Here is a 14639-nt window from a genome sequence, read left to right as displayed (position 1 = left end):
ACGGCCACGCTGCGCTACATGGCGCACGACCCGGTGCAGCGCCCTGACGGCAGCTACGCGTACCGCGTGCGCGCCCGGCTCGATGCGCCCACCGACCACCGCGTCGGCCTGCAGGGCACCGGCCGCCTGCAGGCCGGCTGGGTGCCACTGGCGTACTGGGTGTTGCGCCGGCCGCTGGCCATTGCGCGCCAGTACCTCGCGCTTTGAAGGCGCCATGACCGACGCCGCGACGCTGCCGCCGCTGCCGCCGCTGCGTGAGGAGCTGGCGCTGCACCCGGGCTCGCGTGGGGCCCAGGGCCAGCCCGGTTGGACGCTGCACGACCCCGTGCGCAACCAGTTCTTCCAGCTCGACTGGCCCACCTTCGAGCTGCTGAGCCGCTGGCACCTGGGCTCGCCGCAGGCCGTGATCGACGCGGTGCACAACGAGACCACGCTGTCGGTCGATGCCGACGACGTCGCCCGCCTGCTCGACTTTCTGCAGGCCAACCAGTTGCTGGCGGCGCGACCCGGCCAGGCCCGCGAACTGGCCGGCCGGAAGCAGCGCCAGCATGGCGGGCTGTGGACCTGGCTGTTGCACCACTACCTGTTCTTCCGCGTGCCGCTGCTGCGCCCCGACGCGTTGCTGGACCGGCTGGCGCCGCGGCTGGGTTGGCTCTATGGCCGGCCGTTCCTGCTGCTCACCGTGGCGGCCGGCCTGCTGGGGCTGGGCGGGGTGTCGCGCCAGTGGAACGCCTACGCCTCGACGCTGGTCGACCTGTTCACCTGGCAAGGCCTCGTGGCCTACGGGGTGGCCATCGTCGCGGTGAAGTCCGTGCACGAGTTCCTGCATGGCCTGACCGCCAAGCGCTACGGCTGCCGCGTGCCGACCATGGGCGTGGCGATGATGGTGCTCTGGCCGGTGGCCTACACCGACACCACCGAGGTCTGGAAACTCGCGAACGCGCGCCAGCGCATGGCGGTGGCCGGCGCCGGCATCTGCGCCGAGCTGGCGATCGCCGCGTGGGCCACGCTGGTGTGGCTGTGGCTGCCCGAGGGCACGGTGAAGACAGCGGCCTTCCTGCTGTCCAGCACCACCTGGCTGTCGACCCTGCTCGTCAACGCCAGCCCCTTCATGCGCTTCGACGGCTACTTCCTGTTGTCCGACGCGCTCGACATGCCCAACCTGCACGCGCGCTCGTTCGCGCTGGCGCGCTGGCGGTTGCGCGAGTGGCTGTTCGCGCTGGGCGAGCCGGCACCCGAGCCGCTGTCGCCGCGCCGCACCCGCTGGCTGGTGGCATTTGCCTGGGCCACCTGGGTGTACCGGCTGGTGTTGTTCCTTGGCATCGCGGTGCTGGTCTACCACTTCGCGGTCAAGGCGGTGGGCATCCTGCTGTTCGTGGTGGAGATGGTGTGGTTCGTCGCCTCGCCGCTGTGGGGCGAGTTGCAGGCCTGGTGGGTGCGCCGCGAGCGTATCGGCCGGCGCCGCCGCCTGGTGCTGCTGGTCGGCGTGGGCGGGCTGCTGGCGATGTTGCTGGTGCCGCTGCCGGGCCGCGTCACCGGCATGGGCCTGCTGCAGCCGGCCGAGCAACTGACGCTGTATGCGCCCGCCGGTGCCCAGGTCACGGCGCTGCCGTTCCAGCATGGCGACGCGGTGCCCGCCGGGGCCATGCTGTTCGAAGTGCAATCGCCGGCGCTGCGCCTGCGCGCCCTGCAGGCGGCCGCGCGCATGGCCGGCGTGCAGGGCCAGGTCACCGCCGCGGCATTCGACGACCAGCAGCGGCGCGACTGGCAACTGGCCGCCGAGCAGTTGCAGACCCGCCGCGCCGAGGCGCAGACCGTCACGGCCGACGCGCAGCGCTACGCGCCGTTGGCGCCGTTCGCCGGCCGCTTCGTCGATACCGACCCCGACCTGCACGCCGGCGACTGGGTGGCGCAAGACGAGGTGCTCGGCCGCCTGGTGGCCACCGGCGCGCGCCAGGTCGTGACCTATGTCGACGAGCAGGAGGTGCGGCGCATCGCCGTGGGCGACCGTGGGCTGTTCATCGTCGATGCGCTGCTCGGCCCGTCGCTGCGGCTTCGCGTGAAGGCGATCGAACGCGACGCCACGCGCACGCTCAACGAGCGGCTGCTCGCCAGTCACCTGGGCGGCCAGGTGCTGGTGCGCGAGCAGGGCCAGGCGTTTCACCCCGAAGGCGCGGTGTTCCGCGTGGTGCTCGAAACGGTCTCGGGCCAGGACCACCCCGAACAGTCCTGGCGCGGCTGGGTGGTCATCGCGGCGCGGCCCGAGCCGCTGCTGCGGCGCTTCGCCAACCAGGTGCTGAGCGTTTTCTGGCGCGAAGCCGGGTTCTGAGCGGCCTCATGCGAGAGGCAGGGCGCGCCCTGTGTAGATCGCCTTCGGCTCGTTCGTCGCGCGGTTGACGCGGCATCTTCCGCCTCGCCGCGCTGCACGGTGACAGCATTCACGGAGCGACTGTCAATGAACTCATCCACCACCCGCCTGGTGCCCATTCTCGGCAAGACCTGGAAAGAGGCCCGCCGCCCGCCGGCTTTCGACAAACCGTCGAACGACCGGCCGCGGCGCGCGCGGTGGACCACACCTTCTGGCTCACGCCCGGCCACGCCAGCGAGCGCGACACGGGCTTCCAGCCTCCAGGTCAAAGTTCGATTGGCAGGGGGCTCAGAATTCAGCCACCAACCGCGGTGAATCGGTGGCGTGTGACCTCCTCGTGCCGAGGCGCTTCGACCAGTGTGGGTTGGCGCATCGAGCGAGCTCACGACAGGAGTTACGCTGCGTTCGGGTTCGTCTCACAACCAGGCAGTGAACGCAGGATGAATGCCTCTCCGACGCGAAACACCAAGGTCGAAACCGCGTGATCGCTGCATAGGCGTAGGATCCGTCTACTCCGGCATCGAGTGGCGCGCGCAACATCTGACTTCAGAGAAGGACTTTAATGTACGACGACCCTTTCACTCAGAGCTTTCTCGCGATCATTCGTCGCCGACTCAAGGAGCACGAGGCCAAGTTTCCAATGCAAATGGTTCGGCTGAAAGCGGAGGTGCTGGCGGCAAGCGCGGCCTACCGTTTGGCGGCAACGGATGATGACCGTGATCGGGCGATTGAACGCGAGAACCTGGCTGTTGCGGGTTTGTTGTCTGGTCGACCCAAGTTGACTCTCAGGACCACTGGCTGAGGCTGCGGCCAAAGGCGCACTCGACCAGGAAGCGAGGGGGCGGGAAGGGGCCTGGCCGCCGATCAACATTTGGATTCCCAGCAATGGTGCATCACCGTGAAGTCGATATTGGAGGCAGGAATGAATGCATCCACGACGACAGTTTGCACGTTTGAAGTTCCCATCCATGGGGAAGAAGAAAGACAAGCCGTGCAGGCGCGCATCGATGCGTTGACCCGGTTGTTGGTGCGCTCTGAACAAAGTGGGGTTCAGTTTCAGGGCTGGCTCTTTCGCAGCGTATCCGCGAAGCTTCCAGACGATGGCTCCGATGACCGGATGATCGTGAAGCTGGTCCGTGGCGTTGAATTGCCCACGACGTTGAACGAGAAGATCAACCCCCGCCAGCTGTTCGAAGACGCGCTGGCCCTTCCGTCACGAATAGGTGTGGCGCCGGGCGTGTGGCTCGAACGATCTCTCGCGTGAGCATGCCCGGCGGGCCGCAGTGGGCAGTTTGACAGCGCCGGATGCGCCGGACGTCGGTGGCGTTTCTGCCATGCCTTCGCTGCTGCCCATTCGCGTGAAGACGACGGTTCGCCCAGGATTCGCCAAGTCTCCGTGTCGGCATGCACGAACTGCCAGTTAGGTGCGGCGCCGAACAGATGGTGCTTGGAAGCGAGCGTAGAAGGGACTGGCGCGGCAGTCGTGCGTGTCAAGTCCCTACCGGTCGGCGCTGCGAACTGCCGTGACGGGCTTCGAGCGGTACAAATCACGTGTCCTTCCCCGAATTCAACTGAAGAGGCTGACGGCCAGATGACTGAGCATGTCCCTATCACCTGCGTGAGGGCCATGTTCCAGCATCGAAGTCCGGCAGATCAACCGAGATGATCACTGACCTGGTGCCAATGTCGGCTGATAAGCCTCTCACCGCCGGACCAAGTGCGGCGCTTCCTGATGTTGCCAGCAACGCATTGCGCGAATCCGAGATTCGATACCGACGCCTTTTTGAGGCGGCGCAGGACGGTATCTTGCTGATCAACGCCAAGTCGGGGCAAATCGAAGATGCCAACCCCTATCTGATTGCGATGCTGGGCTACTCGCACGTCGAGCTGTTGGGCAAGAAGCTGTGGGACGTCGGCGCTTTCGTCGACATCGAGAAGAGCACCGAGATGTTCCAACGACTGCAGGTGGAGGGTTACGTCCGCTACAACGACCTCCCGCTAAGGACGCGCAGCGGGGCGCTCATCAGTGTGGAGTTCGTCAGCAACGCCTACGACTGTGGTGGCGTACGTGTCATCCAATGCAACATCCGCAACATCACCGACCAGCGGCTGGCAGAGGAGCAAGTGCGAAAGCTGGCCGTGGCGAAGCTCGCTGCCGAGGCCGCGAGTACGGCCAAGAGTGCATTCCTCGCAAACATGTCGCATGAGATCCGCACGCCGCTGGCCGCCATCATGGGGTTGACCTACCTGATCAGGCGCACCCGGATGACGGCACAACAGACGGCGTGGCTGGCCGAGTTGGATGTGGCTGGCGAGCACCTGTTGGAGTTGATCAACGCGGTACTCGACCTGTCGAAAATTGAAGCCGGCAAACTGGTACTGGAGGTCACACAGGTCAATGCCGGAGGCATCGCGGGCAGTGTCGTCTCCATCCTGTCTGAGCGTGCGTCGACAAAGAACCTGAACCTGTCGATCGAAGCGCATCCGCTACCCCAGGGGCTTATGGGCGATGCCTCCCGGCTGCAGCAGGCGCTGCTCAACTACGCCGGCAATGCCGTCAAGTTCACGGCGGCGGGAAGCGTCATTCTGCGTACCCTCTGCATGGAGGAGACGGCAGACACCGCCCTGATTCGATTCGAGGTGCAGGACACCGGCCCGGGCATTGCGCCGGAGGCACTGGCGCGCTTGTTCGTGCCCTTTGAGCAGGTTGACAACTCGATTGCCAGGCTGCATGGCGGCACAGGCTTGGGCCTCGCGATCGTGCGGCAACTTGCACGTCTGATGGGCGGGGAAGCCGGTGCGCAGAGCACTGTCGGTTGGGGCAGCACCTTCTGGTTCACGGCCCGGTTGCGCAAGGAACGCCGACCCGACGTGGCGCACGTCCTCACGGCCTCGTCGCCCGAGGCCGTCTTGGCGCGCGACCATGCGAGCGCCCGCGTGCTGTTGGTTGACGATGACCCCGTGAACCGTGAGATCGCCATGACCATTCTGAGCACGGTATTTGACAGGGTGGATGTCGCGCGGGAGGGCAACGAAGCCGTTCGCATGGCAGGGCAGAACGCCTACGATCTGATCCTCATGGACATGCAGATGCCGGGCATCGGTGGCCTGGAGGCGACCCGCCGCATTCGCATGCTGCCGGGGGGCACGGACAGCGTCATTGTGGCGTTGACGGCCAACGCCTTTGCCGAAGACAAGGCGGCCTGTTTCGAGGCTGGCATGGACGAATTCCTCGGCAAGCCGGTCAGGGTCGGGGCGTTGTTCGAGACCTTACTCAGGACGCTTCTGTGCCGCCAGCATCGGTTGCCGCCACGCAAGCTTCATTGAGTGAGTGCGGCAGCGCGCAGGTCCGGACAGATCGCGGCCCTGTTGTTGAGGGGGAAAGGCACACCACGGTCTCGGCCGTCAAGGGGGTCCGCTGACCTTGCTGACGCTGGACGCTGGGACTTCTTGCGCACGACGCGTGGCGAACGCACGATGCTCGTCCCTGCGAAGCTGCCGGCTTAGTGCTCTCGGTCGAATGGAGCAGGCACGGCACGCGACCGTTCGACAGCGCACCGACCCGGCAGGTCTCCCGCGACCGAGCGGCGAAGCGGTCATCGTCGTGAACGGCAGCGCCGCCAACGCGCCCCAGGCCGTTGCCGGGGCCATGCAGAAGCTCAAGCGCACGATCGGTGCCGCCATCGCCAAGCGTCATCCACACCATCAGCCGGTGCAATCCTGACGGCGCATCGCCGCGGCGGTGGAGAGTGCTCTGCCGCCTGCGACCGCTGAAGCGCAGACGCAACCCTGCGTGGCGCTGGTTGGCACCTTCGCCCGCTCCAATCCTCGCGACCAGTTGGAGGCTTGACCACGGCAGGTTGGGGGAGCCTATCGTTTGCGCAACGCCTCCTGCAACTCGGGGAGCGCTCTGCGAACAGGGCGGTGATTGGCCACCTGTTCTCTCGATCGGTCGGTGCGATCTGCTGCAAGATGGTTTTGCAAGTTCCTTGCACGCCACCCAGTCCCCGCTACCTGTCACACGGCTTGATTGCCGGTGCGAGTTCGCTTCGAACTCCGGGGTGATGCCTTCGACAGGCATCTGCGTTCGAGCGATTGACCGCTGACTGCGCGAACGGCGTGATGCCGCGTCGTTGTCTGCGGACCCGCCCCAGCCCAACTACCCCCGGACGTCACCGCCCCGATCAGGGCTGACCACGACGCATTTGCGCGTGGCCCACGCTCGCCGGATTGACGATCGCGCATGGCCTCAAGCCCTCTCCACGTGTCGAGCGCCATTGGCCCTCGACCCGCTCCGCTGCAACCCAGGACAGCTCCACATGAACATGCCAACCGATGCCCGCGCGCTGTACGACCAGACGGCGGCCAACTGGTCGAGACATCAGCCCAGCTCTTTGTCCGACTACACGGCCCGGCCGCAGCTGATGGCCCTGTGCGAGCCGCTTGCGGACAGGTTGGTTCTCGACCTCGGCTGCGGCGAAGGCTATTGCAGCCGCATGCTGCGACAGCGCGGTGCGCAGGTGGTAGGGCTTGATATCTCCGAACGCATGATCGAGCTCGCTCGCCTGGCCGAGCGGACGCAGCCACTGGGTATCCGCTACGAGAAGGCTGATGCCGTCACGGCTGATCTTGGTGACGCCAGCGTCGACCTCGTCGTTGCCGTGTTTCTGTTCAACTACCTCAACGTCACACAGATGCATCGGGCCATGGCCAACGTGCATCGCATGCTGAAGCCTGGAGGCCAGTTCGTGTTCGCAGTGCCGCACCCGGCATTCGCGTTCATGCGCGAGCCGGCTCCGCCGTTCTACTTCGATATCGGCTCCGCCGGGTACTTCAGCGCTCGCAACAGCATGTTCAGCGGGCGGATCTGGAAACGCGACGGCGGCGCACTCGACGTGCAGCTGGTGCACAAGACCCTGCAAGACTACTTCGAAGGCCTGAGCGAGGCAGGGTTTGCCGCGATGCCGACCGTGACCGAGCTGGCCGTCACCCGCGAGATGGTGGACATGGACAAGGACTTCTTCGGTCCGCTCTTCGATCTTCCGCTGCACATGGCCGTCAAGGTCGTCCGTGCTTGAGCGCCAATCACCCGACTCCCCGAAGGCCAGCCTCATGAAGTCACTCCCGTCCGAAATCCCCCAACCGACCCTCGACGCTCGGGCACGGTTCCGGCAAGTCGCCGAAAGCCACCCGCTTTGGTCCCATCCTTTCGTTGAGCGTTGCCGTGCGGGTCAACTGACGCTCTCCCAGGTGCGCGTGATTGGCGCACAGATGTACAAGTTCTGCCATCAGTTCCCGAGCTTTCTGGCCTTGGCCCTGGCAGCTTGCCCGCAGGAAGACGCGCGCATCGTGATTGGCAAGAACCTGTGGGAAGAACTGGGAGAAGGCGATCCGCAGCGGGCCCATGCATCCCTGTTCCGGCAGTTCACGCGGGCGCTGGGGGTGGATGACGTTCACCTGTCGGCGATACCGGCGCAGCCCGAGACCGCGGCGTTGATCGACACCTACCGCAGCCTGGGAGACGATTATGGCGTTCAGGGCATCCTGGGCGCCCTGTGCTACGCCTCTGAAGGCATCGTCGCGGCGCTGTACTCGCACATTCAAAGGGGGCTGCGACAGGCAGGCACCTTCGACAGGGAAGCGCTGATGTTCTTCGAGGTGCACATTCATGCCGACGATGAACATGCCGACAAGCTCGAAGCCATCTTGTTGCCGATGCTGAGCACGTTCGAGGACGAACTTCTCGTCCAGCAAGCGATCCGTACTGCCATGGACGCACGCTGCCTGTTCTTCGACGGCGTGTTGCGCGAGGCTGAGCGGGTCGCAGATTTCAAGCTCGCCACGGTCGATTGAAGGTGTGGCCATGAACCGTCTGCCCACCTGGTTGCAAGGATTGTTCGCGGTGCTGCCGACGCCGATGATGCTGGACGGAAGCCTGGACATGGAGAGCCTGGACCGCGTGGTGGATCACTACCTGATCGGCGGCGCCGTCGGGCTGGTGCCCGTCAGCATTGCCGGCGAAGGGGATTTGCTCGATGACGCCGAGCGTCTACGGGTGGTCCGGCGCGTTGTTTGTCGATCCGCCGGTCGTGCGTCGGTCGTCGTGGCCGTCTTGGCCGGCCGCATCGATCGTGCGCTGGCCCAGGCCCACGCCGCGGCCAACTGTGGCGCAACGGGGCTGCTGGTCAAGCCGCCGATGGGCAGCGCGCAGGAGGTGCTGGAGCATGTCGGTGCGATCGCGCGGTCCGTGCGCCTGCCGATCATCCTGCTCGACAACCCGAAGGTCGGAGCACGGCTGCCGATGAGCCTCGTTCAGGCCCTGGTCGATACCGTGCCCCAGGTCTGCGGCATCAAGCTGGAGGAAGAACCCACGGCCGTGAAGATGGCCATGGTGCGGGCCCAACTTGGAACCCGCATCCGGATCTTCGGTGGGCTGGGCGGCGTGCATTGCCTGCATGAACTCGAGCACGGTGCCGATGGCTTCTTCACGGGCTACCCACACCCGGAACTCCTCGTCACGGTGATGGATCGTTTTCGCCATGGCGACCTGGCCGGGGCAGCGGCCGCCTATGAGGCGTTCCTGCCAGTGGCCATGAAAGAGCGTGGGCATGCCGCGACCATGATCCGCCAGCGCAAGACGATCCTGTTCGACTGCGGCGTCATCCGCAATGCCACCGTCAGGATGGGCGCAAACTCCCCAGCGTTCGCTACCGCACAGACTGCCGGGTCGCACCCTGTGCAATGTTGATGCGCTTGCGCGACACGGAAAGCTCAAGGGGACTGGAATGTATGGTTTGGTCAATCAGGCGCTGGAGGACTTCGTCAAAAAGGGGTTCGGCAATACCGCCTGGAACAGGATTCGCGAGGGCGCCGGCATCCGTCTGGACATGTTCGTCTCCATGGACAGCTACCCGGACGAGACCACCCACAGGCTGGTCAGGTCCGCCAGCGAAGTGCTGGACCTGGATTCGTCCGAGATTCTGGAAGGCTTCGGCGAGCATTGGGTGCTGTACACCGCGCAGGCAGGCTACGGCGAAATGCTCGCGATGTTCGGCTCGGATCTGCGCTCGTTCCTGAACAATCTGGACAACATGCACAGTCACGTGGCGATGAGCTTTCCAGCCCTGCGGCCGCCCTCTTTTGAAGTGGAGCAGATCGAAGGCGACCCGGGGCTGCTGCTGCACTACCGCAGCGAGCGCGCCGGATTCGCCCCGATGGTGGTCGGGTTGATCAAGGGCCTGGGCAAGCGGTTTTCTCAGGAGGTCAGTGTTCGGCAAACCGCCTATCGCGAGACAGACGAGCACGACGTTTTCCGCATCGACTACGTCGACGCAGGAGCCTCACCGCCCCGATGATGGCCGACGCTGCAATGAACCTGTCGCCGCCGCAGTTCGCTGCAGCGTTCCCGTTTCACATCGTGCTCGATCAGCAACTGCGCGTGCTGCAGAGCGGCTCGGTACTGAGCCGTCTGTGCCCTCTGATGATCGAAGGTGCTGCATTCGGCGAACACTTCATTGTCCAGCGGCCTGTCATGCCGCGCCTGGATTTCGATGCGATCCACCAGCGCGGCAAATCGCTGTTCGTATTGCAGTACCGGGAGGGACCGTTGCGGCTGCGCGGCGAATTCGTCGCCCTCGATCAGCAATTGTTCTTCCTCGGTTCGCCCTGGGTCGTCGAGATGGTCGATGTGGCTCGGATCGGGTTGACGCTCAGCGACTTCGCTGTTCACGATCCTGTCGTCGACTTGCTGTTCCTTCTGCAAACCAAGAACAAGGCCTTGGTGGATGCGCAAGAACTTTCGCGCATGCTGCGGGCCAGCCAGCAGCGATTGGCGCAGGCGCAGGGGTTGGCGAAGCTGGGCAGCTGGGTGCTCGATGCGCAGACCGGCGAGGTCGAATGCTCGGACGAGGCACTGCGCATCTACGGGCTCACCGCGACAGCGGCGACACCCACGCTGGCACGGCTGCTGACGCTGATGCCCGAGGGGCACCGGGCCGAGTTGCGCGAAGCCATCGCGCATGCCGGCCAAGGCGACGCACCGGTCGAGCTCGAGCACCGCGTGCACGCTCTTGACGGGACCGACCGCTGGGTGCACGTCAACCTGCAGCGATCCACGGAAAGTGGTGCCACCACCGTGCGTGCCACCGTGCGTGACGAGACCACACGCAAACAGTCCGCACTGCGGATGGAGCTGACCAACGACATTGCTCGAGAGCTGGCGGCAGACGTCGAACCCGAGCGTGCGGTGGCCTGCATCTTGTCATCGGTTGGAGCGCAGCTGGGTTGGCAAGCCGCCGTCTGCTGGGGAGTGGGCCCCGACGCTCAAGTGCACTGCCTGGGTGCCTGGGCGGCGGCCGACGATGCGGCCGCGCAGGAGTCTGTCGCTACCATGCGCGGCTTCCGCGGGCCACGTCAGGGCAGCCATCTCGACGCGGCCTGGGTCGTGGCCATTCCGCTGTGGCGAGCCATCCCCGTGAGCGACGTCGCACCGACAATCGACCAGATCGCCAGCCGCAGCGGGCTGCAGGCGGCCGTCGTCATCCCGGTCATTGCGGGCGCGCAGTTCGTGGCCCTCGAGTTCTTCAGCCGCTCGCCGATCGGCGTCGATCGCGAGATCGAAGCGTTCCTGCGCTCCATTGCCAGTCAGTTGGCCCAGTACCTGCAACGCAAGCAAGCCGAGACGGCATTGCGCTACGCGGCCCACCACGACGCGCTGACGGGGCTGGCCAACCGATCCTTGCTGCACGAGCGGCTGGAGCATGGCATCCAGCGTGCCGCACGGGATCGAAGCAAGGTCGCCGTCTTGTTCATGGATCTCGACCGCTTCAAGCACGTCAACGACAGCCTCGGCCACAGCGCCGGCGACGTCTTGCTGCGCGCCTGCGCCGACCGTCTGCGGGACAGCGTACGAGAGAGTGACACCGTGGCCCGTTTTGGTGGGGACGAATTCGTGCTGATCCTGGAGGGCCTGAACAGCGCCGCCGAGGTGATTGCGCCGCTGACCAAGGTGCTGAGTCGATTCAACTTGCCGTTTGAGGTGAACGGGCGCGAATTGCCGACGACAGCGAGCGTCGGCATCAGCATCTTTCCTGACGATGGGCAAGATGTCGAAGCCCTGCTGATGAACGCCGATGCGGCGATGTATCGGGCCAAGGAGAAGGGGCCCGGCAACCACTATTTCTACTCCGTTCAGATGAATGCACAGAGCCAGCAGCGGTTGGCGCTGGAGAGTTGCCTGCCTCGTGCGCTGGAGCGAAACGAGCTGTTCCTCGTCTACCAGCCGAAGCAGAATCTCTCCACCGGGCAGGTCACCGGGGTGGAGGCACTGATGCGCTGGCGTCACCCCTCGTTAGGTGTGGTTTCACCCCTGCAGTTCATCCCTATCGCGGAAGACATCGGGCTGATCGACAGCTTTGGCCGGTGGGCGCTGCAAGTGGCCTGCCAAGATGCGAAAGCCTGGCTGGATCAGGGGCACGCCGTGCAGGTCAGCGTCAACCTCGCGGCGCGACAGTTGGACCGTCCCCGACTTGCCGAGGAAGTGGCGGGGGTCATTGCAGACGCGGGCCTCGATCCGGAGCAGTTCGAGTTCGAGATCACCGAAAGTGGCGTGATGCGCAACCCGGCTCAAGCTGCACTGCGACTGCGCGAGTTGCGCGATCTGGGCGTGTCCCTGGCCATCGACGATTTCGGCACCGGATATTCGTCGCTGTCGTACCTGCGAACCTTCCCATTGGGCACATTGAAGATCGACCGATCCTTCATCAAGGATCTGCCCGGAGATGAGGACGCAGCAAACCTGACGGCAGGCATCATCGCGCTGGCCCATCGCTTGCGAATGAAGGTGGTAGCAGAGGGTGTCGAGACGCCCGAGCAAATGGCTTACCTGCGCGCCCAAGGCTGCGACGAGATCCAGGGCTACTTTCTCAGCAAACCGATCACCGCTGACGAAATCAGCCGCTTCCTCAAGCGCGATCCGCACTGTCTCGTGACCCCGGTGGCAGCGGCCACTGTTTAATTTTACGGGATCGAGCGTCAGCCGTCGGTGCGCTGGCGAACGGAACGATTCGGCTGTCCGCGTGAAGATTCTTTTTTGGAAAAGTCTGCCGACTGGAGGGTTAATCATGCGCTGGAGCAACAGATGAATACGCCGCTGCAATCAGCTGTGCAGGCTTCAGTTCAGCAGAAGCTGAATGTCGTCGTCGTTCAGAGCGAGCAAATCCACGGTGCCGTTGCCGAATGCGCTGCTGAGTTGTGCTCTGTGAATTCAACGCTTGACCACGAGCTTTCGATTGGCCCCGCGCAACCCGCCCTGGACGACGCGCTTGAGCAAAGCCAAGCCATCGAAGCCAAGGTGCAGGTCTGCGCAGACGGCTTGATCCAAGTGACCCAGGCCTTGAAGGACGAAGTCGAGGAGCGGAATTTGCTTGAGCGAGAGTTGGAGGCCGCGCATCAGGAGGCGGCGGCAACACGCCTCGCTTCTCTTCATGATCCTCTCACTTCGTTGCCCAATCGCAGTCTTTTCGATGACCGTCTGGCGCATGGACTCGCTCAGGCAAGACGGCACGGATGGACGCTCGCGGTGATGTTCATTGATCTGGATGGATTCAAGAGCATCAACGATTCATATGGACATGCCGCGGGGGATCAGGTGCTGAAAACGATTGCGGGTCGATTGAAACGCATGACACGCGAGGACGACACCGTCAGTCGCCATGGCGGTGATGAGTTTCTGTACCTTCTGATGGAATTGCGGCAGGAGTCGGACGCCTCAGGAATCGCTGAAAAAATCATTGCTCGCGTTGCGGAGCCGTTTGAACTCGAGGCACAAGCCGTGCCGGTCGAGGTCAGCGTGAAATGCAGTATCGGAATCTCGATTTTCCCGCGCAATGGAAGCACCGACACATTGCTTATTGCCAGCGCCGACAGGGCGATGTATCAGGCAAAACGTGCAGGAGGCGGGTATGCATATGATCTGGAAGTTCTCCAACAGTAGTTGACAGGCTGGCAAGGTGCGGCGGTGAACCGCACTGCGAATCCGATGGTTCACATCCGTACTATCCAGGCGCTCTCCCGGCAGTCACCATCGGCTGATGAACACATTGCCTTGGTCCCACCACAGCTTCACCGCCCCATTCACCACCACGGGACGGGCGGCGTTGGTGAAGGCGCCACCCTGGCACTACGCCGGTTGGTTGCTGAACGTCGCTTTCCGCTTTGACGCTGACACCGCCGCGGCGTTGGTGCCGCCCGCTGCGGGCCGACCCACCGGGACGGGCTGCGTGCACTTTGCCGATTGGCAGGCTTGTACGGATGGCCATGAGCTGCTGGACCCTGTGCTGGCCCAGTACCGCGAAACCATCGTCGTGCTCGAACTCGAGCGGCCCGACGGTACGCGCTGCGCGTATTGCCCTGCCATCTGGGTCGACCAGGACATTTCGCTCGTGCGCGGCCTGCTGCAGGGGTGGCCCAAGAAGATCGGCAGCACGTGGTTGACGCGCAGCCTGCCGCTCGATCATCCTGCCGCCTCTCCCTTGCGGGCCGGAAGCCGGTTGGGCGCCAGTTTGGCTGTGAAAGATCGGCGTGTGCTCGAGGCGCGAGCGGAGCTGACCGGCGATGTGGGCCGTCCCTTGGGCTTCCTTGCCTTGCCGACGATCGGCGCCGTGGGGTGGCCCGACCTGCGGCGCCCGGCAGACTTGCCCCAACCCGTGCTCGTGAAGCCAGACATCGTCGACCGGGTGGGTGGTGGCTGGCATGCGGCGACGGCATCGCTCCAACTGACCGCGCACCCACAAGAGGACATCGGCCTGCTCGGCGACATTCAAGCCATCGAGGCCAGTGCCGGGTGGATGGGGATCACCGTGCGTGGAGCTCTTGATGCGTGACGGCCCGTGGCTGGATCGATTGACGGCAAGCCCACCGCGATGGCGCTGAACCGGTCCGAGGTGCGGCGCCTGCAAGTGTTCGACCTCGAGCACGTTCGGCACCGCCAGCCCGGCCAGGAATGGGTGCCGCACTGGCACGCCGATTGGTCCTTCGGTGCCATCGTTGACGGGGAGTGCCGTTGCAGCGTGGGCGGCCGTCCCTTCCATGCCCGCCCAGGCGATCTGTTCGCCATTGCCCCGGGCACCGTGCACACGGGGGCGCTGACGCCACATGAGCGCAATGCGGGCGCGTTGGTGGTGATGCTGTATGTGCCGAACGATTGGCTCGTCCATGCCGGGCTTTCCGGCCCTGCGCGCAGCGGGTGGGTCCATGCACCGGAGGTGGTCGG

13 protein-coding genes and 1 pseudogene are annotated in these 14639 nt (G+C 64.8%); all 14 read left to right on the top strand.

Going from position 1 to position 14639, the window contains the following annotated elements; translation table 11 throughout:
• Positions 1–207: pseudogene (locus tag VFY73_RS08395) on the top strand (secretion protein HylD); the annotation flags it as partial.
• 7 nt (positions 208–214) lie between these two features.
• The gene (locus tag VFY73_RS08390; protein WP_329717590.1) at positions 215–2329 is read left to right on the top strand and encodes an HlyD family efflux transporter periplasmic adaptor subunit; all 2115 of its coding nucleotides are present in this window, start codon (positions 215–217) and stop codon (positions 2327–2329) included.
• A 601-nt stretch (positions 2330–2930) separates the two neighbouring features.
• The gene (locus tag VFY73_RS08385) at positions 2931–3170 is read left to right on the top strand and encodes a hypothetical protein (RefSeq protein WP_329717588.1); all 240 of its coding nucleotides are present in this window, start codon (positions 2931–2933) and stop codon (positions 3168–3170) included.
• Positions 3171–3290: 120 nt separating this feature from the next.
• Complete coding sequence (locus VFY73_RS08380) at positions 3291–3632, top strand: hypothetical protein (protein ID WP_329717586.1); 342 nt, start codon at positions 3291–3293, stop codon at positions 3630–3632.
• A 398-nt stretch (positions 3633–4030) separates the two neighbouring features.
• Positions 4031–5695, top strand: coding sequence for a PAS domain-containing hybrid sensor histidine kinase/response regulator (locus VFY73_RS08375; protein WP_329717584.1), 1665 nt, complete (start codon positions 4031–4033; stop codon positions 5693–5695).
• A 193-nt stretch (positions 5696–5888) separates the two neighbouring features.
• Complete coding sequence (locus VFY73_RS08370; RefSeq protein ID WP_329717582.1) at positions 5889–6092, top strand: hypothetical protein; 204 nt, start codon at positions 5889–5891, stop codon at positions 6090–6092.
• Positions 6093–6645: 553 nt separating this feature from the next.
• On the top strand, positions 6646–7446 hold the full coding sequence (locus tag VFY73_RS08365) for a class I SAM-dependent methyltransferase (protein WP_329717580.1): 801 nt from the start codon (positions 6646–6648) through the stop codon (positions 7444–7446).
• Positions 7447–7480: 34 nt separating this feature from the next.
• Entirely contained in the window at positions 7481–8221 is a 741-nt protein-coding gene (locus VFY73_RS08360; RefSeq protein WP_329717578.1) for an iron-containing redox enzyme family protein, read from the top strand.
• Between the two features lie 40 nt (positions 8222–8261).
• Entirely contained in the window at positions 8262–9116 is an 855-nt protein-coding gene (locus tag VFY73_RS08355) for a dihydrodipicolinate synthase family protein (RefSeq protein ID WP_329717576.1), read from the top strand.
• Between the two features lie 37 nt (positions 9117–9153).
• The gene (locus VFY73_RS08350; RefSeq protein WP_329717574.1) at positions 9154–9723 is read left to right on the top strand and encodes a heme NO-binding domain-containing protein; all 570 of its coding nucleotides are present in this window, start codon (positions 9154–9156) and stop codon (positions 9721–9723) included.
• 14 nt (positions 9724–9737) lie between these two features.
• Positions 9738–12383, top strand: a complete 2646-nt coding sequence (locus tag VFY73_RS08345; RefSeq protein WP_329717572.1) for an EAL domain-containing protein — start codon at positions 9738–9740, stop codon at positions 12381–12383.
• A 123-nt stretch (positions 12384–12506) separates the two neighbouring features.
• On the top strand, positions 12507–13361 hold the full coding sequence (locus tag VFY73_RS08340; protein ID WP_329717570.1) for a GGDEF domain-containing protein: 855 nt from the start codon (positions 12507–12509) through the stop codon (positions 13359–13361).
• Between the two features lie 97 nt (positions 13362–13458).
• Positions 13459–14250, top strand: a complete 792-nt coding sequence (locus tag VFY73_RS08335) for an acetoacetate decarboxylase family protein (RefSeq protein WP_329717568.1) — start codon at positions 13459–13461, stop codon at positions 14248–14250.
• A 6-nt stretch (positions 14251–14256) separates the two neighbouring features.
• A partial coding sequence (locus VFY73_RS08330; RefSeq protein WP_329717566.1) for an AraC family ligand binding domain-containing protein occupies positions 14257–14639 on the top strand: 383 nt, incomplete at its 3' end.

It is taken from the genome of Ideonella sp. (assembly GCF_036277275.1).
Lineage (GTDB): Bacteria > Pseudomonadota > Gammaproteobacteria > Burkholderiales > Burkholderiaceae_C > Ideonella.
This window is presented reverse-complemented; position numbering and strand designations above follow the sequence as displayed.